General features: G+C 39.3%; 20 protein-coding genes. 12 read left to right on the top strand and 8 right to left on the bottom strand.

Going from position 1 to position 25,735, the window contains the following annotated elements:
• Positions 1-193: 193 nt before the first annotated feature.
• The 7 genes from XEN7305_RS20550 to XEN7305_RS20520 form a co-directional block, all read right to left on the bottom strand.
• Entirely contained in the window at positions 194-1,483 is a 1,290-nt protein-coding gene (locus XEN7305_RS20550) for a glycosyltransferase (RefSeq protein ID WP_006511436.1), read from the bottom strand.
• 297 nt (positions 1,484-1,780) lie between these two features.
• On the bottom strand, positions 1,781-2,473 hold the full coding sequence (locus XEN7305_RS20545) for a sulfotransferase domain-containing protein (RefSeq protein ID WP_006511435.1): 693 nt from the start codon (positions 2,471-2,473) through the stop codon (positions 1,781-1,783).
• 82 nt (positions 2,474-2,555) lie between these two features.
• Positions 2,556-3,764 (bottom strand): glycosyltransferase, encoded by a 1,209-nt coding sequence (locus XEN7305_RS20540; protein ID WP_006511434.1) that lies wholly within the window; start codon positions 3,762-3,764, stop codon positions 2,556-2,558.
• A gap of 18 nt (positions 3,765-3,782) precedes the next feature.
• Positions 3,783-5,249, bottom strand: a complete 1,467-nt coding sequence (locus XEN7305_RS20535; protein WP_006511433.1) for a DUF4214 domain-containing protein — start codon at positions 5,247-5,249, stop codon at positions 3,783-3,785.
• A 23-nt stretch (positions 5,250-5,272) separates the two neighbouring features.
• Complete coding sequence (locus tag XEN7305_RS20530; RefSeq protein ID WP_006511432.1) at positions 5,273-9,052, bottom strand: tetratricopeptide repeat protein; 3,780 nt, start codon at positions 9,050-9,052, stop codon at positions 5,273-5,275.
• Positions 9,053-9,122: 70 nt separating this feature from the next.
• Positions 9,123-9,410 carry a hypothetical protein gene (locus XEN7305_RS20525; RefSeq protein WP_006511431.1) on the bottom strand — a complete coding sequence of 96 codons (288 nt, stop codon included), beginning with the start codon at positions 9,408-9,410 and terminating at the stop codon, positions 9,123-9,125.
• Between the two features lie 200 nt (positions 9,411-9,610).
• Positions 9,611-10,456 (bottom strand): lipopolysaccharide assembly protein LapB, encoded by an 846-nt coding sequence (locus XEN7305_RS20520; RefSeq protein ID WP_006511430.1) that lies wholly within the window; start codon positions 10,454-10,456, stop codon positions 9,611-9,613.
• Positions 10,457-10,721: 265 nt separating this feature from the next.
• Between XEN7305_RS20520 and XEN7305_RS20515 the strand changes: the two genes are divergently transcribed.
• The 7 genes from XEN7305_RS20515 to XEN7305_RS20485 all read left to right on the top strand — a co-directional run bounded on the left by XEN7305_RS20515 (position 10,722) and on the right by XEN7305_RS20485 (position 18,287).
• Positions 10,722-12,113 (top strand): 16S rRNA (cytosine(967)-C(5))-methyltransferase, encoded by a 1,392-nt coding sequence (locus XEN7305_RS20515; protein WP_040898883.1) that lies wholly within the window; start codon positions 10,722-10,724, stop codon positions 12,111-12,113.
• Positions 12,114-12,147: 34 nt separating this feature from the next.
• Complete coding sequence (locus tag XEN7305_RS20510) at positions 12,148-12,582, top strand: TerB family tellurite resistance protein (RefSeq protein ID WP_006511428.1); 435 nt, start codon at positions 12,148-12,150, stop codon at positions 12,580-12,582.
• A gap of 141 nt (positions 12,583-12,723) precedes the next feature.
• On the top strand, positions 12,724-13,539 hold the full coding sequence (locus XEN7305_RS20505) for an ABC transporter permease (RefSeq protein WP_052035214.1): 816 nt from the start codon (positions 12,724-12,726) through the stop codon (positions 13,537-13,539).
• Positions 13,540-13,680: 141 nt separating this feature from the next.
• The gene (locus XEN7305_RS20500; protein WP_006511426.1) at positions 13,681-16,329 is read left to right on the top strand and encodes a phycobilisome rod-core linker polypeptide; all 2,649 of its coding nucleotides are present in this window, start codon (positions 13,681-13,683) and stop codon (positions 16,327-16,329) included.
• A gap of 499 nt (positions 16,330-16,828) precedes the next feature.
• Positions 16,829-17,314 (top strand): allophycocyanin subunit alpha apoprotein, encoded by a 486-nt coding sequence (locus XEN7305_RS20495; protein ID WP_006511425.1) that lies wholly within the window; start codon positions 16,829-16,831, stop codon positions 17,312-17,314.
• A 90-nt stretch (positions 17,315-17,404) separates the two neighbouring features.
• Positions 17,405-17,890, top strand: coding sequence for an allophycocyanin subunit beta (gene apcB / locus XEN7305_RS20490; RefSeq protein ID WP_006511424.1), 486 nt, complete (start codon positions 17,405-17,407; stop codon positions 17,888-17,890).
• 193 nt (positions 17,891-18,083) lie between these two features.
• A complete protein-coding gene (locus XEN7305_RS20485; protein WP_006511423.1) occupies positions 18,084-18,287 on the top strand; it encodes a phycobilisome linker polypeptide in 204 nt (67 codons plus the stop codon).
• A 65-nt stretch (positions 18,288-18,352) separates the two neighbouring features.
• On the opposite strand, the gene XEN7305_RS20480 is transcribed toward XEN7305_RS20485, so the two are convergent.
• Entirely contained in the window at positions 18,353-18,616 is a 264-nt protein-coding gene (locus tag XEN7305_RS20480; protein WP_006511422.1) for a hypothetical protein, read from the bottom strand.
• A 566-nt stretch (positions 18,617-19,182) separates the two neighbouring features.
• On the opposite strand from XEN7305_RS20480, the gene XEN7305_RS20475 reads away from it, so the two are divergent.
• The 5 genes from XEN7305_RS20475 to XEN7305_RS20455 all read left to right on the top strand — a co-directional run bounded on the left by XEN7305_RS20475 (position 19,183) and on the right by XEN7305_RS20455 (position 25,699).
• Entirely contained in the window at positions 19,183-20,997 is a 1,815-nt protein-coding gene (locus XEN7305_RS20475) for an EAL domain-containing protein (protein ID WP_006511421.1), read from the top strand.
• A gap of 38 nt (positions 20,998-21,035) precedes the next feature.
• Complete coding sequence (gene purD / locus XEN7305_RS20470; protein ID WP_006511420.1) at positions 21,036-22,292, top strand: phosphoribosylamine--glycine ligase; 1,257 nt, start codon at positions 21,036-21,038, stop codon at positions 22,290-22,292.
• Between the two features lie 179 nt (positions 22,293-22,471).
• Positions 22,472-24,415: a two-component system sensor histidine kinase NblS gene (gene nblS / locus XEN7305_RS20465; protein WP_006511419.1), complete on the top strand. Its 1,944-nt coding sequence runs from the start codon at positions 22,472-22,474 to the stop codon at positions 24,413-24,415.
• A gap of 97 nt (positions 24,416-24,512) precedes the next feature.
• A complete protein-coding gene (rpsT, locus tag XEN7305_RS20460) occupies positions 24,513-24,806 on the top strand; it encodes a 30S ribosomal protein S20 (protein ID WP_006511418.1) in 294 nt (97 codons plus the stop codon).
• A 107-nt stretch (positions 24,807-24,913) separates the two neighbouring features.
• Positions 24,914-25,699, top strand: a complete 786-nt coding sequence (locus XEN7305_RS20455) for a TatD family hydrolase (RefSeq protein ID WP_006511417.1) — start codon at positions 24,914-24,916, stop codon at positions 25,697-25,699.
• The last annotated feature ends 36 nt before the right edge of the window (positions 25,700-25,735 follow it).

Raw genomic sequence — 25,735 nt, 5'->3', positions numbered from 1 at the left:
TAACTAGTAAATATGGGCAAAGAAAACAAGCTATTTATCAACAAATAGCAAACAGCCGATAGATCAATAATTATTATCTCGATCCCACAAATACCAGACTTATTACTTATTACTTATTACCCATTACTCATTACCCATTACCCATTACCCATTACTCATTACTCATTACCCATTACCCATTACTTATTGACTATTATTTAATCGCCAACTTCGCTCGCAATTGTTGATTCTCCAACTGTAATTTTTTATTATCCACTTGTAGCTTTTGTGCAGTTTCTTTCCAGGCTACTTCTTGTAGTTTATTGCCATTATCTTCCTGGCTAGAAAGTGCCAAATTACTCATGATATGTTCTACTCGGTATTTAATTTTCTTGCCAATGGTTGCAGGATTTAATAAATGCTTCATTTCCCGAGAGCCCCGAATACCAATATGTTTAGCTGCTTCGTAATTGTGAAAAATATAATGCATCAAAGCAGCCGCATGTTCCACATTAGGATTTGCCCAAATATTACCTTTTTTATAAGAACCACTATCCTGCGCAACTCTTGCCAAATCATAGCTAACGAGAAAACTGTTTCCTGTATTCATAAACTCGATATTAGAAGAATAACCCGTGGCAATTACTGGCTTGTCGTAATACATGGCTTCTGCCATTGTCAAACCAAAACCTTCGGCACGATGCAAAGAAATATAGCAGTCGCAATTGTAAAATAAAGCGTTAACCACTTCCTTCGGTAACCGGGCATCAATAAATTTAATTGAAGGATATCCTTTGGCTGCATTTTTCACCAATTCTAATTCTTCAGGATAATGTTTAGAATTAGAAAATTTAATCATCAAAGTAACATCCTGATTATTATTTCTAAAAGCTCGTTTAAAAGCTTCAATAATCCCCAAAGGATTTTTTCTGGCGATGGTACTATGAAAATCAAACATAAACAGGAAAATAAACTTATCTTTAGGAAAAGAAGTTTCTCCGCCCAAGCCATCAGGTATGATGGTTTCTTCTCTAGTTAGACTAGGTGCTGGAAGATTAATGCTATGCATGATTTTGACAATCGGCACTGGAGAAACTACCGATAAAGCTTCAGCACAATAACCACTAGGTACCCAAATTTCGTCATAATATTGGAATAACCATTCCCATTCTTTTGGAAAAGTTGGCAATTCCCAAGCCCAATAGCCAATATTATATTTGCCCTTGAGGTAATCGGCTCCCACATTATCCAAAAATTCAGGCATTGCCTCGGCATTAAAATTTAACAAATTAATTGCATAGGGATTCTCATCGGTAAAATCATCGGCAAAGGTGTTATCTCCATTACCATGACTAGAAGAATCAATATTCCGAATCGCATGGGGAATATCTGCCGCTTTAATTGATCTAATTTGTGCCCTAGCACTTTCCCCTAATCCAAATTCACCTCGGACATAGCCAACTACATTAATCCCAAATAAGGGAGAACTTACTTTATCTACCATCAGTAATTATTCCTCAATATAATTTTAGTCAATAAACAAAAATATATAGCCATAATTTTAACCATAGCCTTCCCAATAATCTATTTAGAAAAGCTATGGTTAGGGTCTTTTTTGAATCACCATAGCAAGTAATCTGCTAGAACATTCCTTGTCTATTTAGGCACTATCTAATGCTAGTAGACGTGGGCATCAATAAGCTATGTATCAATAAAGAGCAAAAAGTCGATATATCAATACTTATTACTCATTACTTATTACTTCTTACTTAATCACTTTATCCCATTTAATATCGCTCAACTAGGCATCAAAAAACTTGGCCCATTCAGTATTAGCAAATTTATTTTTTAGCTGCTCATAATTAGTCACAAAATCGGAAATAGGAGGGTTGTTTCTCTTCCCTGTTCCTGGTTTTACTGCAACTAAAGGTACACCCAAGAATTCCTGCATTTTAGATGTCTTGTTCTCGTAGTCATTACACATTTCTTCGTAGGTGACTTGCATAATGGGGTGATCTTTAAATCGATTATTAAACTGATTAATTACTCTTCGTTGTCTTTCAAAATCTTGTTGTAATTTATCTGGATCGAATGTCATTGGCTTTAAATTAGCCTTGTCAAGATCCTTGATTTGTTGTAATTGTACTGATAAATAGCGACGCAATAAGTTTTCTCTGCTTAAACTAAGAATAGCAATTTCTTGATCTTCTTTTAAAATATCAAGTAATTTTGGCCAATTACCAAATTTTGCACCAATACGATGGTGACAGAATCCAACAGCTTTGATGCTTGGTTTATAGTCACAATAAATAAATTGATCCAGCACTCTTTTGGCCGGCATATTATCATCATAATCATATTTACCTGCAATATAGTCAGGATTGAACATTTCTGTTAGGCAGACAATATGTGGATTGGCTTCTAAGCTACTTTTTAACATATGAGTCCCAGAACGAGGACAAGTTAAAAGTACAAATTTACGATATTTTTTCACAATTTTAACTCCATTTATTTACGAGAATAGATCTGCATTTCATTGTTAAATGATTTGCATTATTTATTGGGCAGTAATATATTTAATATACTGGAATCCAAGACTGAAATTTACCAAGAAATTTATTGGCAACTTCTTGCCATTCAAAATTGTTTTTAACATATTTTCTAACATTTTCTACTCTAATTTTTTTATTGACAATATTTTCTTGTCGACAGGTATTTATTAATTCAGGAAAACGCCAGGTATCTCCAATTAAGCAATGCTTTTTATGCTGTAATCCCAAATTTTTAACTCCAAAAGAAGTAGAAACTACGGGGATTCCCTGACAAAAATATTCCATTATTACTGACTGATTATTTGAGCCATTTTTTACGGGATTTAAAGCCAGATCAGCAAGACTTAAAATTAAAGATTTAGTCTTAGCATCGACGCTGGGAATAAAACCAACATTAGGCGGTGTTAGGCGAGCTTCAAAGGAAGTCCCGAGATCTCCCAAAAGTAAAAAATTTATATCTTGTAATTTAGAGGCAATATTTAGAATAGAGCGAGCTTCATCGGCATTATGAGAGCTACCTGTCCCAGTAAAAATGGCTAGAAAACTATTATCAAAACCTAGCTTTTCTTTGTTAAGTAATCTTGTTTCATAGGGAGTGAACTGTAACCTTTTAGGATCAATCCCATTAGGAATCTGGATTATTTTGTTGCTATCGACTCCCTTCATTGTTTTAATCCCATTGGCATCATAGGAGGAAGCCGTAATAATCAAATCACTAATTTGACAAGATTTCAGCTCAAGCTCATAAATAGCTTCTAAAAATTGGGTTCCTAACTCGTTTTCTGGCAAGATATCTTTTTTTAGCTCACCTTCAAGGCCGCTGGCTTCATACCAGATTGGTTTATTACTAATTTCTTGGATTGCAGGTAATAAATAGGGTTGATAAGTCAAGACAAAATCAGCTTGCTTAATGGATTTCTTGAGAGCTTGTAGATATTTAGGGCTCAAAGAATATAACTGCATTAAAGTAGCATCAGCTACATTTGCTCGTAATTTTTGCACTAGAGCAGTTTCTGCTTCTTGATGCTTGAGTGATTTAGGAACTCGAACCTCAGTTAAACCCGGAGCAATAATCCCTGTAAAATATTCATCATGAGCTTTAGCTAAGGAAATGATCTCAATGTCAAACTCTTGTGCTAAATGTCGATAGATATGGAATAGTCGACGAGAGCTAACATCTTGGGGAGGAAATACCGCAAAAGGCACAACTAGGGTAATTTGGGGACGTTTCATGGGATTTAATAATTCAAACTAACTTAAAATATCTTGGCGGGGATTACCTTGGTCTAAATACTCTAAATAAGATTTTTTGATTTCTGGGTCTAATTCTCTTTTAAAATAGGTACTGTAAGCTATCTCTAAGAAGGATTTATTATTTAGCGCAGAAGTTATAGTCAAAAAAACCTGGGCGGCTTCTTGAGAAGTTCTTAACAGATAAAGAATGTCCCACCTAGATACTTGATTATTTAGCTGTTGAACTTGAGATTTTAGTTCTTGAGGGTCGGCTTCTCTTTTGAAAAACGTACGATAAAGTTTTTTGATAAAGTCTTGATCACTCAGTTGCTGGGTCTTGTCTAAAAATGCTCTATCTCCCTGGGCAAAATTATGTTGCAATTCTGCTGTAATTTCTTTTAATGTGGAGAGCTTTGCCCTAGAAGGTTTAGTTTGTTCTGGGAGATTACTGGCTTGTTTGGGCTTTAGCTCTGTTTTTTTGGTTTCTGTTGCTTGATTAAAGTTTCTCAAGATTGTTTGACGAATTTGCCCTGATTCAAGAATATTTAGGGCTTGTTTTCTTTGTTTGGGAGTTAGTTTTTGTTTGCGAAAAGCAAGGTAGGCAATTTCCACAAAAGTGGCATTATCAAAACTGCGTGTTAGCTGATCGACAAAGACATTAGCGGCTTCTTCGCTAGTTCTTAACCTATAAAGAATTTCTTTTCGGGACGCGCCTTCAATAATTTTTTGGAGAAACGAGTCTAGGCCCCCGGGATCAGCTGTTCTTTTGAGAAAGGTTAGATATAAGGTTTTGATATAATCTTCGTCGCTTAAATGCTTCTGTTTCGCCAAAAATGCTTTGTCTTCTTGATAAAAATCTCCTTCGAGATGATGTAATGCAGTTTGCAATTGCTGAAATTGTTTTAATTTGGTGAAGACTTCACTGCGGTATCGCTCATTTCTCAGGGCTGCTAAATCTTGTTGGCGTCTTGCTGCGCGATTTTCCGGATTGAGATAGACACGATGAGCAATTTTAATAAAAGTCTCGTCATCTAAACAGTCGGTAACCCTTAAAAAGACGCCATCGGCTTCGCCTGAAGCGCGAATTCCTTTGACTAAATTTTCTCGGTGTGCACCATTATTTAATTGCTTGATATTGCCTTTCAGGCCACCTTCATCGGCTTTCCTTCTTAAGAAAGCTTGATAGAGTTGTTTAACAAAATTGGCATGGTCTAAATGTTGAGTATCCCTGACAAAAACTTCATCTTCTAGGTAAACATATTTACCAATGTTGAGAGTTCTATCAACATTACTGGACAGTACATCAGCAAATTGAATTTCCCCATAAATTCCAGAGAGGCGTAAATTCAGGGTATAGGTGGAAATATTGCCATACCAATAATTGTCATCAACCTGTTCTTCGGCGGCAGAAAAAGAGGCATAGGCAAGGAGACGATTTTTGATTTCCTCGGCATTGAGATGCTCGCGGGCGATTTCTTTAAACATAAAAGGGACTAAAAATTTAAAATTTAGGAATTGAGCATTTGCTTCTTTCCTGATAATTTAGTGGTTTCTAATGGGATATTTGTGGTTTCTAATTGAACTGCTCGGCGATAGGATTCACTCGCTTGGTCAGTTTCTCCTTGGCGAGCAAAGACATCGCCTATTCTGTAGTGAAGCATCGGGTTATTGGGGTTAAGAGTAATTGCTTGACGATAGACTGTCATCGCTTCTTTAAAACGACCATTTTCTAATAGTGCTGCCCCCAGGTTAGCAAGAATTTTTTCATTTTGGGGATTTTTTTCCAAGGCTTGATGATAATTATCGATCGCCTCCTGCCAACGATTTTGACTGAGTAAAATCTCTCCTAATTGAATAAAGGCTTCATCATAATCAGGTTTGATGGCGATCGCTTTTTGGTAGTAAATACTCGCTTCATGAATTTTGTCGGCGGCGGCTAAAGCATTAGCCAATCCATAATAGACAGTCGGATCATTCTGGGTAATTTCGAGTAATTTACGATAGCTATTAATATCACCAGGATCTTGTGATACTTGAGAACGATAATATTTGCTGGCATCGGCAATATTGGATTTGGCTTGCTGGTGGAGAGCATGACTAAGCTTATTTTCGACTTCGGCGATCTCAGTGGAAATAGCCAGGCTTTCACGATAGGCTGCTACTGCTAAATCCCATTTTTCTTGGCGAGCGTAAATTTCTCCGAGATAATATCTTGACCAAGCACATTTAGAATTTAGTCTAGCAGCCGTTTGCAAAGGTGCGATCGCCTGCTCCCATTGTTCTAAACTGTAATAAGCTTTCCCCAGATTATGATGACACCAGAAATCATTCGGTTTAAGTTGACTGGCTCGCTGGTACACAGAGATCGCCTCTGGCCATCTTTCCTGTTGAAAAAGCACATCTCCCAATTGACTTTGAATTGCAAAATCTCCTTGATTCTCTTGCCAAAACTCGGGGGCAATCTCACTAATCTTGTCGTAGCAAGCGATCGCATCCGACCATTGTTCTAATTTGGTCAGAGCAGTTCCTAAATTGTGATAGGACCAAACAAAATCTGGGTTGAGTGCTAAAGCTTGGTGATAACAGGCCACTGCCTCTGACCATTGCTCCAAATTTAGTAGGGCATCTCCTTGATGATGATAAGCCTGCCAAAAATTGGGTTGGAGAGCAATGACTTGGCGATAACTAGCGATCGCTTCCCCCCATTGCCCCTGATAATAATCGGTTTCTCCCAAATGATAGAACAAGTCGATATTGCTTGGATGCTGAGCCACCGCCTGCTGGTATACTTCCCTGGCTGCTGGCCATTTTTGTTCTTGAAGTAATAGTTTACCCAAACAGAGATATGGTTCTACCAAATGAGGGCTAATTTCTAGGGCTCGACGATAACATTTTTCGGCTTTTAGGGGTTGTTTTTGGGATAAAAAGGTATTTCCCAACTCTAGATAGGCTTCTACTTTAGTTTCTTGAGGGGCATTTTCCAAAGCTAAATAGCGATGATCCGCAGCCTCTTGATTCCCTAATCTTTCTAGAAGAATTGCCAATTGACGATGGGCTTCGGCAAAGTTAGGTTGAACTTTGAGAGCTTGCTCATAACATGCGATCGCTGAATCAATTTGGTTTTGGTTGACCAAAGCCTGACCCCAAGCTAAATACAAATCTGTTGCTTGGGGACTAATCGATAAAGCCTTGGCATAGTTATCTAAATTCTCAGGCTCACGCTTGATTGCTTGTAGATACAACTTATACGCTGAATTGAAGTCTGATTTGATTCGATAATGTAAAGCATGGGCAATTCGCTCAGTAATGCCTGGTAATGTGGGATCTAATTTCTGTCCTTGACGATAGGCTAGATAAGCCTCTTCCCAGTCCGCAATTTTACTTAAAGCCTCGCCTAAATTGTAATGGGACCAAGCAAAGTCTGATTTTAACGAGATCGCCTGGCGATAGGTCAAAATTGCTTCTTGCCAACGATGCAAATTTAAAAGGGCATCTCCCAAGTTATGGTGAGTCCAACTAAATTGATTATCTAGTTCCCGTGCTTGATAGTAACTTTGAACTGCTTCTTGGTATAATTCCTGCTTACAAAAGACATCTCCTAAGTAATGGTAGCTACGGGCATCTTGAGGTGCAATCGCAATCGCTTTTTGATAACAATCTATTGCAGATTGCCAATCTTCAGCAGCGGCCAAAATACGCCCCAATGCTTGATAGGATTTGGCATCCTGGGAATTATTGGCTATCGCTTGACGAAAACAAGCGCTGGCTTGTTCGATTTGATTTTGTTGGAGTAGAAGTTCTCCGAGTTGATGATAGGCTGGGGAATAGTCTGGTTGTAGTTGCAGGGTTTGGCGATAGCAAGCTATTGCTGAGGGGATATCTCCTTGTTGCAATAAACTATTGCCTAATTGAAAATGCTCGACCGCTGTTGCTCGATCTGGCTCTAAAGAGAGGGCTTTAAACCAGTATTTGCTCGCTTCGGCAAATTTTTCCAATCTTTCTAAGACTCGCGCTAAATTGCGATACACCCCAGCAAAATTTGGATCAACTTTAATTGCTTGTTGATAAACAGTAATGGCCTCTTCCCACTGTTGCTTTTGAGCATAGAGACTGCCCAGATTGGCATAATGCTCCGCCGAATCAGGCTCCTTTGCGATCGCAAGCTGATATCTCTCAATAGCTTGGACAATTTTATCTTGACCTGTCCCCTGAGATAATAAATTAACCTCCGTTTCCTGATGACTAGGAGTTGCGGGCGGTTCAGCCGTAATCTCTGACGGCTCAGGACTTAAGACCAAAGCTTGACGATAGGAAAGAGCTGCTTGTTGCCATTTTCCTTGCTCTTCCAGGGTTTCTGCTAGTTTTTGATAGGCGACGATGAATTGGGGATCTAATTTTACGGCTCTCTCAAAACATTGACTCGCCTCCTCAATCTGCCCCAATTGGAGTAATTCCACGCCAATATTATGATGGATTTGGGGGCTAGCCTTCTCTGGCTCTAAAGATAATGCTTGATAAGTACAGGCGATCGCTTTTTCTTTTTGACCTTGTTTGTACCAAACTTTTGCTAAATTACGATAAGCTCCAGCAAAATTGGGTTTGATCTCGATTGCTCTTTGATAAGCATCTACAGATTTTGACCATTCTTGTTGTTGAGCATAGATTCCTCCCAAATTAGCATAAACCTCGACAAATTCAGGTGCAACCCCCAAAGCTTGGTGATAGCAGCTGATCGCTTCGGCAATTTTCCCTATTTTTTGGAGGATATTTCCTTTAGTTTTATAGGCTGGAGCGATTGGTGTTGCGGCAATGACTTCTTCGCAAACTGTTAAAGCCTCTTGCCATTTATTCTCTGCCAAATAGTTAATCGCTTTTTGTAGAACTATTTCCGCTGTTTTTTCTTCTGGTGATAAAGTCTCTCTTGTCCATTGAGAAGGATCAATAAACCCTGGAAAATTATTGATAATAGTAACTAGATCAAGAGCATGGGAATTATCTTGATTGGCAAGAGTTAACGATTTCTGCGTGAGCAATCTCCCCTGGGGTAAGACCTCTATCTTAGTAGGATTCGCCCTTATTGCCGAATATTCTGGTTTAGTTTTTGCCAAATCTCCCTCAGAAGCAACAGAATTTGGGGGTTCTGTTACCTTACTTAAATAGGTAACTGCTTCTGTTAAGCTGCCCTGTTTTTTGAGAGCTAAAGCCAACTTTTTTTGCTCTTCCACAGAATCTACAGAATCTATTCTTTTAATGTCTTGCTGTTTTTCTTGGGACTTTTGATCAGACATGACAAAAACACTTATGACTTATTACTTCCTACTTATTACTCCCACATCGTGGCACTAGTGATTCACAATCTTAAAATTCGTCACTATCTATCCAACCGACAATGAGGAATATAAACCCGACCAACATAGCGACACTAATCAGAATATAGGTAATCAGAGCTAATCCTGCCATCCAAGTAATAATGACGGCTATTAGATAGGGCAATCCTAAACCAATAGTTGTCATTACTAACTTGTTTCTTGTCCATTTGATGTTTTTCCAATTGGTACCAACACCACCGCCCCCCCTAGGATTGAAACCGCCAGAAGCAGTTGGCATGCTCCCGCCTTTGCCAATTGGATCACTCTTATCTGGCATGAAAATATTCCTCCACTAGCATTAAACTAGCTCTAGTATGGAATATTTTTTTAGATTTTAGGACAAACGAATATCTTGACTAAAGATATTCGGTAATATCACTAATTGCGAATTATTTAATATCCCAAAAATGGTCAAGCTTACTCGTGATTATACGGAGAAAAATAGTCGTCATTATTGATCATCGGTATAATTGATTTTTATGCAGCTTTTTTGTAATATTCCATAGCTTGCATTTTCTGACCTTTCTTCATTAGGACGTCACCAATTAAGCGATTAAGCATCGAGGATTGAGGATTTTTGGGATCAATCCCAATAGCTTGGTTGTAACTTTTTATGGCTCCATCCAAATTTCCTTTTTGTTGCAAAGTATCTCCAAGTTGTCTATAACTGCCAATATTTTTAGGATTGATGGCAATTGCTTTTCTATAGTTAGCAATTGCTTCATTTAGTTGACCTTGCTTATGATTAATTTTTGCCAAACTAAGATAGTTGGCTGCCATCTCAGGCTTAATTTTAATGGCTTTTTTGTACAGATTAGCCGCTTGAGTCAACATGTTTTTGGCTTCTAAGCAGCGAGCATATTGACTATAAAAGCTAGCGGGTAATTTTTTCTGCTTCTTGGCCACCTTTTGGTAAGCTGAGATTGCTTTAGATAGGGGGTCTTGCTCTTTCAATAAAAGATCTCCGTATTCTTTATAAACCTCAACTGGCAAGTCTTTTTTTAACTCGATCGCCTTTTCGTAGCTGGCTAAGGCCCCGTAAATTTTATCTTGTTTTTTCAATAATTTTGCTAATTTAATTTGCAATTGGGGATTTTCAGGAGTTAAGCTAATTGCTTTTTGATAACATTTTTCTGCTTCATGCCAATTTCCTTGCTCCTCATAGATTACTGCCAATTTTAATAAAGGCTGAGTATAATCTGGCTTAACTTTCACTGCTTCTTGGTAGCTTTTGATTGAAGCTGTAATTTGACCTTTATCCTTAAGTTTATCTCCTTGCTGCAATTTATTTTGTGCTTGTTTCAATAAATTTTTGACTGCCATTTTATAAGATGCCTTTAATCATTACCAATAATTACATAAGTATACTAATTAATTACATAGGTGTTTACAAGAGCTTTTACTGTACTTTCAATGAAATTTTCATGAATTTAATTTTCATTTCTTGATGAGAAATTCACAAACAGGTAGGATACGAAAGTTAAGCATAAAAAAAATCTAAGCAGCTGGGGGATTATTTTAAATAAATTGCCAAGTCGTGTCAGGATTAGTGATTACTGGTTTTCTCTACCCAATTGATCAAGATTGCATGTCCAAAAATTTACTTGTTATAGATTCTCGTCAATTAGCTTTTGAGGCTCTACAAAAAATTGAGCAGGGGCAAGCTTATACTGATATTGCTTTAGCGCGGATTTTATCTAATCGGAAAATTTCTCCAAGAGATCGCGGCTTGATCTCTCAGTTAGTCTACGGGGTGGTGCGTCACAAGCGATCTCTAAATGTCTTGATCGATAATTTTGGGAAAAAAAAGGCTCAGCAGCAACCCCCTAAGTTACGCATTATTCTCTATCTTGGTTTATATCAACTAGGATATCTCAATCAAATTCCCGACTCAGCAGCGGTCAATACTAGTGTGGAGTTAGCAAAAGCTAATGGGCTGAGCAAACTTGCCGGCGTTGTGAATGGAGTATTGAGAAATTATATTCGTCAAGTCTCCAAAGCTAATCATTTAGCTTCCCCAATCCTCAAGCTGCCAAAAGACCCAGTTCAGCGTCTGGGTGTTCTATATAGTTTTCCTGATTGGATAGTGGAGACTTGGTTGCAACAGTTATCTCTCGAAGAGACCGAGCAATTACTCGCTTGGTTTAATCAAACTCCTAGCGTAGATTTACGAGTTAATATTCTCAAAAAATCTCTAGAAGAAGTAGAGTCAGCTTTTGCAGAGGCAGGAATTGCTGTATCTCGAATCCCCTATCTTCCTCAAGCCTTGAGACTCACGGGTGGTAATGGTGCGATTGATCAACTGCCTGGATATCGGGAGGGCTGGTGGACTGTGCAAGATGGTAGCGCTCAGTTGGTAACCCATTTCCTCGATCCTCAACCGGGAGAAAGTATCATCGATGCTTGTGCCGCGCCAGGGGGAAAAACAACTCATATTGCGGAATTACTTGGCGATCGCGGAACGATTTGGGCTTGCGATCGCTCTAAAAAAAGATTACAAAAAGTTAGGGCTAATGCCGCAAGATTACAATTAAACTCGATTCAGATTCAGCCTGCGGGTGATAGTCGTGATTTAATTGATTTACCGAGGCAGTGCGATCGCCTGTTGCTAGATGTTCCTTGTTCGGGATTGGGCACGCTTCACAAAAGACCTGATATTCGGTGGCGGCAAACTCCGGAGAAAATTTTGCAACTTAGTTTATTGCAACAAGAGCTGCTCTCCGCAGCCGCAACCCGTGTCAAGCCCCAAGGAGTTTTGGTTTACGCAACCTGTAGTATTAATTCCCAAGAAAATGAAAAAGTAGTAGAATCCTTCCTCGGTTCCCATCCCAATTGGTCAATTGCTGTTCCAGACACCGAATCAATCGTCAATAATTTTGATATGGCCCGTGGCTGGGTTAAAGTTTACCCTCATCGGTATAATATGGACGGTTTTTTCTTGGTGAAATTTCGGAAAAACAGCGCAGGTCGAATAAAATGAAGAATGTTCACTGTTAACTATTCAAGACTAGTTTATGGCGATCGCTCAAGAAACAAAAAATAAAAAGTTATTCAAGATTCTTATTGGTACTGCCTGGATTGATGGCGTGATGCAACCAGAAGAAAGAATCTATTTGCGACGTATTGCTCAAGAATTCCAACTGAGTGAAGATCCAGAAATTAAAATCTTGTTGTCGGAATTAAAAATAGTTAACCCCCCAGAATGTTATCTCTGGCTGGAGGAGTATTTAGAAGAATATCCTGGAGCGGAAAATTATCACGAATTGCTAGAAAGAGTCAGCGGCATCATCTACGGCAATGGAGATGTGGATATTAGAGAAACTCGGATCCTCGAAAAAATACAAAGCTTTGACCCCAGGGATAAGTCCCAGAACTGGATTTTAGAGAGAATGTTAAGGCGAATCCGTAAGTTTTACCAAAAAGTGGTTCAGGAGAGAATTTATAATTAGCATTCTCGTCTCTAAAATTTTGATAAATGTCAAGAATTAATTAAATAATTGCCGCGTTTTTATGTCAAGATTTCTTTAGTTGCAATATTTCTTAATAAAAATCAATTTAGCCAAAGCGTGAAATCCCAATCTCTTAGCACGATCTTTCAATCTGCCAATAAATTCCCGCAGACTTCAGTATTCCTAGCAATTGCCCGAGATACTTGGACTATTTTCTGGGGAGAATGGTTGGATTTACGTGCCAGACTGACGCAAATTGCCGCTACTGGCCTCATTTCCCCTCTCATCTATATCTTTGCCTTTGGTTTAGGATTGGGCAGCACTATCGATAGCTCGATTCAACCAACAGCAGGGGATAACTATTTAGAATTTATTTTGCCAGGAATGGTCGCCCTCTCTTCGATGACCATTAGTTTTGGTGGCACTACATTTTCGATCTGTGGCGATCGCCTGTTTAATAAAAACTTTGAAGAACTACTCCTTTTTCCTGTTCACCCCCTCGCATTACATCTTGGCAAAATGCTTGCAGGAATTGTTAGGGGAATGATGAGCGCTGCTTCGGTAATTTTGGTGTCGATTCTCTTTACCGGCAAGATTGTCAGCTTTCTCAACCCTTTATTTATTTTGCTGCTAGTTTTAAACTGTGCAGTTTTTGCTGGTTTAGGGGTGATTATTGGTCTGCGAGTCAAGTCTTTAGAGAGCGTTGGTTTATATAATAATTTTGTAATTGTCCCGATGTCTTTCCTGGGTGGAACATTTTTTGATCCTGCTCACTTACCTGGTTTACTAAAAGCCGTAGTTTATCTTTTACCCTTAACTTATACCAGCAGTGGTCTAAGAGCCTCAGCTTATTTGCCTCTGTCAGAATTTCCTTGGTATGCAATCCCTATTTTGCTGGGCTTCGCAATTACACTTTCGGGGATTGGCGCCTATCAATTTTCTCATCAACAAGATTGATACTACAAGAAGGAATCAAACTTATATTAGATGATGCCACAATTCCCATAAATTATACATTTCTTAACAAACTGCCTATAGAAGCCCGAAAAGTTTTACTCTAAGAGCTGAACTATAAAGTAAAAACATACTTAAAATCCAATGACTGTAACGGCAAGTGGTGGCAGTTCATTAGCCCGTCCTCAACTTTATCAAACGGTAGCGGTTTCGACGATATTACAAGCGGAACAGCAGGACCGCTTTCCGGAACGAGGCGAATTAAATGAATTAACAGCATATTTTAAATCAGGAGCCAGGAGACTAGCAATAGCTCAGGTTTTAACCAATAATTCAGATCTCATAGTATCTCGGGCAGCCAATCGTATCTTTACGGGAGGTTCCCCCCTAACATATTTAGAACAACCAGCTGTCCCAGAGCCAGCTATGGCAACTGTCGGAGCAGGTTCAGTTGATGACCTTGCCTCTTATGTTGAGGTTAGTGAAGATAGTGGAGGGCTTTTTAGCGGATTGTTTTCCAGTAGTGGGCCTGTTCCTTCTGGATTTCGGCCAATCAGCGTCAACAAATACGGGCCGAGAAATATGCAAAAATCATTGCGGGATTTATCCTGGTTTTTGCGCTATACCACCTACGCGATCGTAGCTGGTGACCCCAATATTTTGGTGGTTAACGTTCGAGGATTGCGCGAAGTTATTGAAAATGCCTGTTCGACTGATGCAACAATTGTTGCTCTACAGGAAATGCGAGCAGCTTCGATCCGCTATTTTCGTCGTGATGAAGCAGCCAAGGAAATTGTTACCCAATACTTTGATGTTTTGTTGACAGAATTCAAAGCAGCAACCCCTTCTGAAAAATTACGGCAACGTCCTTCAAGGGATCAACAGGGTTTGCAATTACCCCAAAGCTACTTTAACGCCGCCGAAAGAAGGCAAAAATTCGTCATGAAGCCAGGGCTTTCTGAATCAGAAAAGCAATCTGTGATTAAGGCCGCCTATCGACAAATTTTTGAGCGAGATATCACTAAAGCTTACGGCTATTCAGTTTCTTACTTGGAATCTCAAGTAAGAAACTGCACGATCTCGATGAAGGAATTCGTGCGCCGTTTATGTAAAACCCCTATTTACCAAAAGCAATTTTTTGAGCCATTTATTAACAGCAGGGCTTTAGAATTGGCATTCCGTCATATTTTGGGTAGAGGCCCTTCTTCCCGAGAAGAAGTACAAAGCTACTTCTCGATCGTCTCTGATGGTGGGTTGGCAGCATTAGTAGATGCGTTGGTTGATTCCCAAGAGTATGCTGATTATTTTGGGGAAGAGACTGTTCCCTACATTCGTGGTTTGGGACAGGAAGCCCAAGAATGCCGCAATTGGGGTATGCAGCAGAATCTCTTTAACTACAGTGCTCCTTTTCGCAAACTCCCAGAATTTCTCACGACCTTTGCCAAATACGAGCAACCCCTACCGGATCAACATGTTTATGGTTCGGGAAATGATCCTTTAGAGATCAGATTTGGCGCAATTTTCCCCAAGGAAACTCGCACACCAAGTTCTTCTCCAGCTCCATTTAACAAGGATACTAAGCGATTGCTAATCCATCGTGGGCCAGCGATCAATAATCAAATTAGCAATCCAACTGCGAGAAATCAATCTCCTGGCTCTTTGGGTTCGAGAGTATTTTCGATCAATGATGTCTCTGAAGATCTCAATCTTTCTCAAATTAGTGTCATTATTAATGCTTGTTACCAGCAGGTTTTTGGTCGTAGTGTTTATGAAGGACAAAGATTATTAGAAGGGGAGACTCAGCTTGCTGAACAGTCAATTACTGTTCGGGGATTTGTGAGGATGCTGGCCAAAACTGATGTTTTTCGCAATACTTACTGGACTCCTTTCTATGTGGTCAAAGCGATCGAATATATTCACCGTCGTCTTCTCGGTCGTCCTACCTATGGTCGCCAAGAGATGAACCGCTATTTCGATATCGCGTCTAAAACAGGGTTATATGGTCTGGTTGATGTGCTAATTGATAGCCCAGAATACATGGAGTCTTTTGGCGAAGATAAAGTTCCTTATGAGCGATATTTAACCCCAGGCGGCTTGCAGTTGCGCGCGAATAGACCTGGTAAAGTTGCGATCGGTGACTTCAATGCTAAGGTTGACAAGAAAGTAACACCTCGTTTCATCGAGTTGGGTGCTGTTGACAAGATGCGTACTGCTCCAGACATCAATTTCCGAGTTAATCAAGGTGTTAATGTACAACGGTATCAAACTAAGCAATTCAAGCTTACCGATCTAAGTGATAAGGTAAGAGTTCAAAATGTTATCAGTGCAGCCTACAGACAAATCTTTGAAAGGGATTTAGCGCCCTTCACCATCAAGCGGGAATTTACCTCTTTGCAGAGTAAAGTCAGCAATGGTGAAATTACCATTAAAGAGTTTATTCAAGGTTTAGGTTATTCTGATCTTTACCTCAAAGAATTTTATGCTCCCTATCCCAACACAAAAGTGATTGAATTGGGTACTAAGCATTTCTTGGGGCGTGCACCTTTAACTCAAAGGGAAATTCAAAAATACAATCAGATTTTGGCGACTCAAGGCATGAGAGCTTTTATCGAATCTCTAGTCGAAAGTATGGAGTATCTACAAGCATTTGGTGAAGATACAGTTCCTTATCGTCGTTATCCCACCTTGCCTGCTGCTAATTTCCCCAATACAGAAAAACTTTATAACACCTTAACTAAACAAAATAAGGACATCGTTGTTCCGAGCTTTCCCCCAGCTAAACTTAATGTCTAGGGGTTAGTTGTTTGGTTTTTTTGAATGTAGCGATCGCTTTTGACAAGCAAAATGCGGGTAAAACGCGACCGCTTTTGAGCTCAAGAGAATCAGAATTGCCGCTTACAAGGTCTTGCCAAAATTAATTTTGTTGTAAAGCTTTGTTAAATAAGCCCCTAGGTTTGTAATTCTTGGTTTAACAAGCTGCAATACTATTCTGTAGCTCGAGAATAAAAATCAAGTGATACATAGAGCATCTCTCTGCTGAACATGTCTTGGACAAGCAAAAACCTAAGCTTGTCAAGCGCCCGACTTTTGATAGTAATGTTTTGCTCATCAGAAAAATAGTACTGATGCCAGATTTAACATCTGACCAATTAGTAGTAACAGGCACTTCTCATTGTAAAGTAGAGTAGGGTGGCTCTGATTTTTTCCCATAATAAAGGAGATATGATCCTCTTGATTAAGAGGTGATTAGTCCCTAAAAAACTGATTTAACTTTTTTTGGAGGAATCCATCGATGAGTATTGTCACGAAATCCATCGTGAGTGCTGATGCTGAAGCTCGTTATTTGAGCCCTGGCGAATTAGAAAGAATTAAAGCATTCGTGTCTTCTGGCGATAGCCGTTTACGTATTGCACAAGTTCTCACAGAATCCCGTGAGCGCATCATCAAAGAAGCAGGAGACGCTTTATTCCAAAAACGTCCTGATGTTGTTTCTCCTGGTGGTAATGCTTACGGTGAGGAAATGACCGCAACTTGCCTAAGAGACTTAGATTATTATCTAAGACTTGTAACCTACGGTATCGTGTCTGGTGATGTTACTCCCATCGAAGAGATTGGGCTAGTAGGTGCTAAGGAAATGTACAAATCTCTAGGAACTTCCATTGATGCGGTAGCTCAAGGTGTTCGTGAGATGAAGAATGTAGCTTCTTCTTTGATGTCTGGAGATGATGCAGGTGAAGCTGCTTCTTACTTTGACTATGTTATCGGAGGATTACTCTAGGATTAGAGATCCTTTAGTCATCTAGAGATGTCACAATTTTCTTCGATACTAAAAGATATTCAGACTAGGTAAGATTAAGGAAACAAAATTATGCAAGACGCAATTACTTCTGTTATTAACTCTGCTGACGTGCAAGGTCAGTATTTAGATGGCTCGGCTATGGAAAAGCTCAAAGCTTATTTCCAGACTGGAGAAATCAGAGTTCGTGCTGCTAATGCTATTAGCGCTAATGCTGCTGCAATTGTTAGAGATGCCGTAGCTAAATCCTTGCTATACACTGACAGCACTCGTCCTGGTGGGAATATGTATACCACTCGTCGTTATGCTGCTTGTATTCGTGATATGGACTATTATCTTCGCTATGCAACCTATGCTATGCTAGCTGGCGATCCTTCCATTCTTGATGAGCGTGTACTCAATGGCTTAAAGGAAACTTATAGTTCTTTAGGTGTTCCTGCCGGGACTACTGTGCAGGCTATCCAGTCCATGAAAGAAGTTACCGCTGGTTTAGTTGGTGATGCTGCTGGTAAAGAGATGGGCGTTTATCTTGACTATATTTGCTCTGGCTTGAGCTAATTGCTTAACCCAAGAGAATCAATAAGTTTGCGGTAAAAGCAAACACCCAATTCGGGATGTCTAGAGTGAGTGCTAGTTCTTATGAGCTGAGTCTTTCGGGCGCGAAAGAAAAACAAAGTTTTAATGATCTAGTATTGACTTTTGACTCCCGAATTTTGGTTTTCAAAAATTAATATTCAGGAGAAATCAATCTATGCGTCTATTTAAAGTCACAGCTTGTGTTCCCAGTCAAACAAGAATTCGTACTCAACGGGAATTGCAGAATACTTACTTTACCAAACTAGTTCCTTTTGATAACTGGTTTCGTGAACAACAAAGAATCATGAAAATGGGTGGCAAAATTATTAAGGTGGAACTAGCTACAGGCATAAAAAATACTAATACTGGTTTGGCATAAGCTAAGCAATCATATAAAAAATAAATTTTACTCGTTTGAGGTCTGAAAAGACCTCGTTTTTTTTGTCAATTTGGTCTATGGCAATCCAAATTCTGCTGAATCTGATTAGTGAGTGTATTTAGAAAATGAGCTGTGTTAAAACGATTTTGCATTTTCATGTATTCAGAAATATTTTCTAGTAACTGAACCAGGGCATAATCGAGCATCTCCTCATGATCCTCCAAAATAGTGGTTACGCGATCAGGATAAGCTAGGAGACTGTTAACTAAACTAAAACGGGTATTAACTTTGCCAGAACTCTGTTGTGTTGGCAGATTGTTGCTAGCCATAGATCAAGACCTCATAACTATAGAGAAAAGTGAAATTCTACTTTTAAGTTACGATTGCTCATTTCACAATATGCAGGAATCAAGCTTTCTAAGAGCTACTATCTTAACGCTTCATATACTATTAAAAATTAATTTTATGTTATTAAACAAGCACCAATAAAATTGAAAATATAATTATTCGGGCCTAGAAAATTTATGCTTTTAAACTAAAAAATAATAGCTTAATACCTTGTGGCTGTTTGAGTGCAAAAAATAGCCAATAGTGCTAATTCTTGTAATTGAAGATTAAGGCTATTATTTTATACGAATTTGGACTATAATTTGCGTTAAACAAAAGAAGTAAAAAGCGTTGTCAGCAAAAAAAATATCTCAGGAAGAATATTGCAAATTAATAGTAATAAGCAATAGGCGATAAGTCTTAATTTATAGCTTTTTAATTATTGTTAAATGCTAGTTTGTCGGTATTTACGGGGTAATCAGGAAAAGTTGCTATCTTTTCTAAATCTTTATAATGTTTCGCAGAAGTATTTTTAAAAAATTAACAAAGAAAATTTAATGCTTTGCTTATGAGAGATACTGACTATGTAGATTTGCCTAAGTTAGAAGATATTATTGAACCTAGTCCCCTAACTATCTCACCTCAGAAATCTGTTATTAATGCAATCTCTAGGATGAATGAAAAAAAACAGGATAAAGCATTTCATTCTAGTTATATATTAGTAATTGATAGTGTTGTTTTGGTCGGGATTTTAACAGCAAAAGATCTTATGAAATTAGTCTCATGCGAGATAGATTTAGCTCAGACAAGAGTGGCAGAAGTTATGACATCGCAGCTAATAACTCTCAAAAGAGATGATTTTCAAGACGTTTATCAAGTAATATCTATTTTTCGTCTACATCAGATCCAACATTTACCCATAGTTGATGATAATGAAAGATTGGTCGGGATAATTCGAGAAGAAACTATTAATATTATTCTCAACCTGCCAAGGCTATATGAAACTATTAAGACCTTAAAAAAATCACTGACCCTGTTGGAAGAGCAAAATGTTTGTGTGTCTCCTAAAACAGTTGATAAGCTACCCTGTCCAGCAAATTATGATAGCCTAACCGGGTTATATAACAGGCAGAGCTTTGAAGAGAAATTAGCTGAGGCGATCGCCAAGTTTACCCCTCAAGAATCTAATCATATTCTCTGTTGTCTAGATTTAGATCAATTCAAAATTGTTAATGATACCTGTGGACATAAAGCGGGAGACGAATTGCTGCGACAAGTAACAATCTTATTGAGTCAGAGAATTCGCGATTCTGATGTATTTGCCCGTTTGAGGGGCGATAAATTTGGCCTGTTGCTTCACCAATGCTCTTTAGAAATGGCCGCAAAGATTGCCAATGACTTGCGAAAATTAATTAAAAAATTTCGGTTTACTTGGAATAACCAAGTTTTTAAGATCGGAGTCAGCATTGGAGTGGTCGCCATAGAATCAAATACAGAAGATTTGGCTAGCTTAATGGGCTTGGCCGATGCTGCTTGTTATGTTGCCAAGGAAAAAGGTCGTAATTATGTACATATTTATCATCAGCAAGATCATGAAGTAGCTAGAAGCCGTCGAGAGAAACAATGGATTGCCCGATTAAATTCCGCTATTCAGGAAAACAGATTTTGTCTTTATACTCAAAAAATTATTGCGCTAGATGATGATGTACAGATCAAGCATCATGAAATTTTACTGCGTTTTCTAGGAGAATCAGGAAAGTTAATTTCACCTGAGGCTTTTATTCCTGCAGCGGAACGCTACAATCTTATGCCGATGATAGATCGTTGGGTGATTAGTAATTTTTTAGCTAGTTACCAAGCCTATTTGCAATCAAAAAATAATCACAGGTCAAATCCGGCAAAAGAACTGTATGCGATCAATATCTCAGGTACAAGTATTAACAGTAAAGAGTTCCGGCTATTTCTTCAAGCACAATTTACCCGGTATCATCTTATCGCGCCCCAAACAATTTGTTTTGAAATCACAGAAACCGCTGCAATTTCTAATCTCAATCATGCGGCAATTTTCATTCAAGAACTAAAATCAATAGGCTGTTCGATCGCCTTGGATGATTTTGGCAGTGGCATGAGTTCGTTGAGTTATCTCAAAAATTTACCGATAGATTACTTAAAAATTGATGGTAGCTTTGTCAAGAATATAGCAAGCGATCGCATAGATTATGCCACCGTAGAATGTTTCAATAGTATCAGTCAGATTATGAATATTAAAACAGTAGCTGAATTTGTTGAGAATGATGAAATTTTACAAAAAATCCAGGCTATCGGAATTAACTATGCTCAAGGTTATGGCATTGAAAAACCGCAGCCTCTGGTTTTTAATTAATTGAAAATTTGTATTTTTAGGAAACAGGAAAACAGGAAATGAATATATTAGTTGTGGGAAGTGGCGGTAGAGAACATGCGATCGCTGGTACGTTATTGCGATCGCCTAATGTTCAGCAGGTATTTTGTGCTCCGGGGAATGGGGGAACAGCCACAATGGCAAATTGTCGGAATCTTGATTTAGCTGTAGATGATTTCCCAGCAATTGCTCAAGCCGTACAAGAATATGATATTTCCCTAGTAGTAGTAGGGCCAGAAGTCCCTTTGGCCTTAGGAATTACCGATTATTTGCAAGCTAACAATGTTCTGGTATTTGGCCCAGTTAAGGCAGGGGCGCAAATTGAGGCTAGTAAATCTTGGGCCAAAGATTTAATGGCAGAAGCAGGGATTCCCACAGCCAAGTCAGCAACCTTTACTGATGCAGAAGCAGCGAAAGCTTATATCAAGCAAGAAGGCGCACCAATAGTTGTCAAAGCAGATAGTTTAGCTGCTGGGAAAGGAGTTATTGTTGCGATGAATTTAGAATCTGCCATTGCTGCGGTGGATGACTTATTCAACCAGGGTTTTAACACCCTAGTCATCGAAGACTTTTTAGTGGGAGAAGAAGCCTCTGTCCTGGCGCTGACTGATGGCCAGACAATTATCCCTCTACTGCCAGCTCAGGATCATAAAAGAATTGGCGAAGGAGATACAGGCAAAAATACTGGTGGCATGGGTGCTTATGCTCCTGCTCCTTTAGTAACTCCTGAAATAATGCAGAGGATCCAAACCGAAGTCTTGCAACCGACGATTGATGCTTTTAACAAACGAGGTATTGACTATCGAGGAATTTTATATGCGGGTTTAATAATTACGCCTCAGGGAGAACCCAAAGTTATTGAATTCAACTGTCGTTTTGGCGATCCCGAAACCCAAGCCGTATTACCCTTGTTAGAGACTCCCCTTGAGCAATTAATGCTCGCTTGCGCCCAACAAAAATTGGCCGAGCAACCTCCTTTGGCCTGGAAACCAGGAATTGCTATTTGTGTCGTGGCCTCATCTGGTGGTTATCCTGATGCCTACGAGAAAGGCAAAGCGATCACGGGGATCGAATCGATTCGCGAGGCCATGATTTTCCATGCCGGGACAAAGCTGGAAAACTCACAATTGCTGACTAATGGAGGTAGAGTTCTGGGTATTACTGCGATTGGGGATGACTTTGAGTCTGCGATCGCAAAAGTTTATTCCGCGGTGTCGGCGATTACTTTCGAGGGTCTCTATTATCGTCGAGATATTGGACACCGCTTTAAGCAATAATCAATATAGCAATCTTTTCCAGAAAATCTTTAGGATAGTCCTTGGTAAACTGGAGGTGCAATGTGTAATATTGTAAACGTCTCTAGTCAAAGTGCATAGCCAAATTCTTGAGCATTATTTCCCAAATCAAAGAAGCGATCTCTAGTTGGTGGGCCGAGTTTACCCTTCAAACTAAGCTTATGGCAGCTGCCACTCTTGTAGTATCTCTAGTCATGAGTGGGCTGACATTTTGGGCTGTCAATACAATCCAAGAAGATGCGCGAATTAATGATACTCGTTTTGGCAATGACCTCGGTCTGTTAATTGCCGGCAATGCTGCCCCTATGATTGCAGAAGAAGACTTTTCGGGTCTAGCGCAGTTTTCTGGGAGGTTTTTTCGTAGCACGTCCAGCGTCAGCTATATTATGTATGCCGATGAGACAGGACATATCTTTTTTGGGATCCCCTATTCCCGGGCGCAGGTCAAGAATTCTCTCACGATTGAACGTCGTATTCAATTACCCGATGACTACAAGCCAAAAAGCCCGCTGCCATTTATTCGTCAGCATCTAACCCCAGGAGGAGAAGTTACAGATGTTTTTGTCCCCCTAAATCAGGATAGTAGATATTTAGGGGTAGTCGCCATTGGCATTAATCCCAATCCCACTATAGTTGCCTCCTCCAATCTAACTCGTGATGTCACTATTTCAGTTTTTATCACTATCTGGGCCATGGTCATCCTGGGCAATGTCTTTAATGCCTTGATGATCACCAGGCCGATTACCGAGCTTTTGGTAGGAGTCAGGAATATTGCGGCCAAAAACTTCAAGCAAAGGATTGATTTGCCCTTAAGAGGGGAGTTGGGGGAATTGATTGCTAGTTTTAATTTAATGGCCGAACGACTAGAAAAATATGAAGAGCAGAATATTGAAGAATTAACCTCGGAAAAAGCCAAATTAGAGACCTTAGTTTCAACGATAGCTGATGGGGCGGTTTTAATTGATACCAACTTAAGAATTATTTTGGCTAACACGACAGCAAGGGAAATTTTTGGCTGGAAAGATAATAGTGTTATTAGGCAAAATGTCCTGCATTATTTGCCTTCAGAATTAACAATTAAAATAACCAAGCCATTATATCAAATGGTCGCAGATAGCTATATTTTGGACAATCAGGAAAATAATATTGCGCCAAACAGCGAGTCCCATTGCCCTCTCGTTTTGCCGAATTCGGGCTCCGAAGAGAATTTTCCTGTAGGTGATGAATTTCGCATTACGCTGCATAAACCCATAAAACGCACAGTGAGAGTCTTATTGAGTCAGGTTTTAGATCGCGATCGCGCGACCATCGGAACCCGCGATCGCGAACATATCAGGGGAATTGCGATCACGGTGCAAGATATTACCCGTGAAGCTGAACTGAATGACGCCAAAAGCCAATTCATTAGCAATGTATCTCACGAACTAAGAACCCCTTTGTTTAATATAAAATCTTTTATAGAGACTTTGTCAGAATATGGAGAAGATCTTTCTCCAGAACAGCGAAAAGAATTTCTTGACACGGCAAACCATGAGACGGACCGCCTGACTCGCTTAGTCAATGATGTTCTCGATTTATCTCGCTTGGAATCTTCTCATACCTATAATTTAACAGCAGTAGATTTAGTGCAGCCCATAGAGCAAACGATCAGGACTCATCAACTAAATGCTAAGGATAAAGGGATTGAGCTGATTAAGGATATCAAAGACTCTGTTCCCCAGGTTTTAGGCCATTACGATCTCCTTTTGCAGGTATTTACTAACTTGGTTGGTAACGCGCTTAAATTTACAGAATCTGGAGGGCAAATAACACTTCGTGCTTATCAGACCCCAAATGAGGGAGAAGCTTCCCAAGTAAGGATTGAGGTTGCAGACACAGGAATTGGGATTCCCAAAGAAGATAAAGAAGCAATTTTTGAGCGTTTTTTTCGCGTAGAGAATCGAGTACATACTTTAGAAGGAACTGGCCTAGGTCTTTCGATCGTCAAAAACATTATCGATAAGCATAATAGTCGAGTTCATATTGAGAGTTCTGTGGGGGTTGGGACCACATTTTGGTTCGACTTACCTGTTTATCAGGCCAGGGTGGTCGAAAAGAAAAATTGATTGACGCAAATTCTTCAATTCTGTTATGATGAGAATTCTGATTTATTGATAAAATTACTAATTATTAACAAAGAAGATTCTTCTGTAGAAAAAAACTGTGGCTAACTCGAAATCAGCAATTAAACGAATCGCGATCGCAGAGCGTAATAGACTGCGTAATAAGGCTTATAAATCTGCATTAAGAAGCCTCATCAAAAAAACCTTAACTGCGGTCGATAGTTATGCAGCAGAACCTACTCCAGAAAATATGGCGGTAGTGCAAGAAACTATGTCGGCGACCTATAGCAAAATTGATAAAGCAGTTAAGCGAAAAGTTCTCCATCGGAACAACGGTGCCAGAAAGAAATCTCGGATCGCTAGAGCTGTCGCAAAAGTAGCAGTTGCTTCCTAAAACGGGTTTTGGGAGTTCATCTGCAATCGCATTGAAGTCCCCCGACTCCCAGGACTAGACTGGAAGGCGCTAGATTTAGGTCTAAAAATACATAAATACCTGAGCTTATGCAATTAATTGATACCCATGTTCACATCAACTTTGATGTTTTCCAGGGAGATCTCAGTTCGTTCCGCAAGAGTTGGCAAGAAGCAGGGGTAGTCCATTTAGTACATTCATGTGTAGAACCAAGTGAATTTCAGGGAATTCAATCTCTAGCAGATAAATTCCCTGAATTGTCGTTTGCAGTTGGTTTGCACCCATTGGATGCTCATAAATGGGACAAACAAACTGGTCAACAAATAAGAAAATTAGCTGGGTCTGATGATCGGGTGGTTGCTATTGGAGAGACTGGCTTGGATTTTTATAAGGCCGACAATGCCCAACAACAAAAATTAGCATTACAAACCCAACTGTCAATTGCCCAAGAACTAGATAAGCCAGTAATAATTCATTGCCGGGATGCTGCTCTAAGTTTAAAAGAGCAAATTGAGGCTTTTGTCGATGAGTTCGGCACTGTTAAAGGAGTAATGCATTGTTGGGGTGGAACGCCAGAAGAAACCTCCTGGTTTTTAGATCTTGGGTTTTATATTAGTTTTAGCGGCACAGTGACTTTTAAAAATGCTCACCAAATTAAAGAGTCCGCTAAAATAGTCCCTGATAATCGCTTGCTCATCGAGACCGACTGTCCCTTTTTAGCCCCTGTACCGAAAAGAGGCAAGAGGCCGAATCAACCAGCCTATGTTACCTATGTGGCCGAATGTCTGGCAAACTTAAGGGGGGTTTCTTCTGACATAATTGCTCATCAAACCACCAGTAATGCCTGTGAGCTTTTTGATATTAAACTTAATTAAAATTTTTATAATTGTTCATGACTGTCAAGGTTGTTC

Origin of the sequence: Xenococcus sp. PCC 7305, from assembly GCF_000332055.1 — a bacterium.
GTDB lineage: Bacteria > Cyanobacteriota > Cyanobacteriia > Cyanobacteriales > Xenococcaceae > Xenococcus.
Note: the sequence above shows the minus strand (reverse complement) of the source record. Positions and strands in the feature narration are given on the sequence as shown.

Bases quoted from the DNA above. Each gene is read 5' to 3' on its own strand.
- XEN7305_RS20475 (WP_006511421.1), top strand. From the start codon at position 19,183: ATGAGAGATACTGACTATGTAGATTTGCCTAAGTTAGAAGATATTATT.
- apcB (WP_006511424.1), top strand. From the start codon at position 17,405: ATGCAAGACGCAATTACTTCTGTTATTAACTCTGCTGACGTGCAAGGT.
- XEN7305_RS20530 (WP_006511432.1), bottom strand. From the start codon at position 9,052: ATGTCTGATCAAAAGTCCCAAGAAAAACAGCAAGACATTAAAAGAATA.
- nblS (WP_006511419.1), top strand. From the start codon at position 22,472: ATGGCAGCTGCCACTCTTGTAGTATCTCTAGTCATGAGTGGGCTGACA.
- XEN7305_RS20495 (WP_006511425.1), top strand. From the start codon at position 16,829: ATGAGTATTGTCACGAAATCCATCGTGAGTGCTGATGCTGAAGCTCGT.
- XEN7305_RS20535 (WP_006511433.1), bottom strand. From the start codon at position 5,249: ATGTTTAAAGAAATCGCCCGCGAGCATCTCAATGCCGAGGAAATCAAA.
- XEN7305_RS20540 (WP_006511434.1), bottom strand. From the start codon at position 3,764: ATGAAACGTCCCCAAATTACCCTAGTTGTGCCTTTTGCGGTATTTCCT.
- XEN7305_RS20500 (WP_006511426.1), top strand. From the start codon at position 13,681: ATGACTGTAACGGCAAGTGGTGGCAGTTCATTAGCCCGTCCTCAACTT.
- XEN7305_RS20515 (WP_040898883.1), top strand. From the start codon at position 10,722: ATGTCCAAAAATTTACTTGTTATAGATTCTCGTCAATTAGCTTTTGAG.
- XEN7305_RS20525 (WP_006511431.1), bottom strand. From the start codon at position 9,410: ATGCCAGATAAGAGTGATCCAATTGGCAAAGGCGGGAGCATGCCAACT.
- XEN7305_RS20550 (WP_006511436.1), bottom strand. From the start codon at position 1,483: ATGGTAGATAAAGTAAGTTCTCCCTTATTTGGGATTAATGTAGTTGGC.
- XEN7305_RS20455 (WP_006511417.1), top strand. From the start codon at position 24,914: ATGCAATTAATTGATACCCATGTTCACATCAACTTTGATGTTTTCCAG.
- XEN7305_RS20480 (WP_006511422.1), bottom strand. From the start codon at position 18,616: ATGGCTAGCAACAATCTGCCAACACAACAGAGTTCTGGCAAAGTTAAT.
- XEN7305_RS20510 (WP_006511428.1), top strand. From the start codon at position 12,148: ATGGCGATCGCTCAAGAAACAAAAAATAAAAAGTTATTCAAGATTCTT.
- XEN7305_RS20520 (WP_006511430.1), bottom strand. From the start codon at position 10,456: ATGGCAGTCAAAAATTTATTGAAACAAGCACAAAATAAATTGCAGCAA.
- purD (WP_006511420.1), top strand. From the start codon at position 21,036: ATGAATATATTAGTTGTGGGAAGTGGCGGTAGAGAACATGCGATCGCT.
- XEN7305_RS20485 (WP_006511423.1), top strand. From the start codon at position 18,084: ATGCGTCTATTTAAAGTCACAGCTTGTGTTCCCAGTCAAACAAGAATT.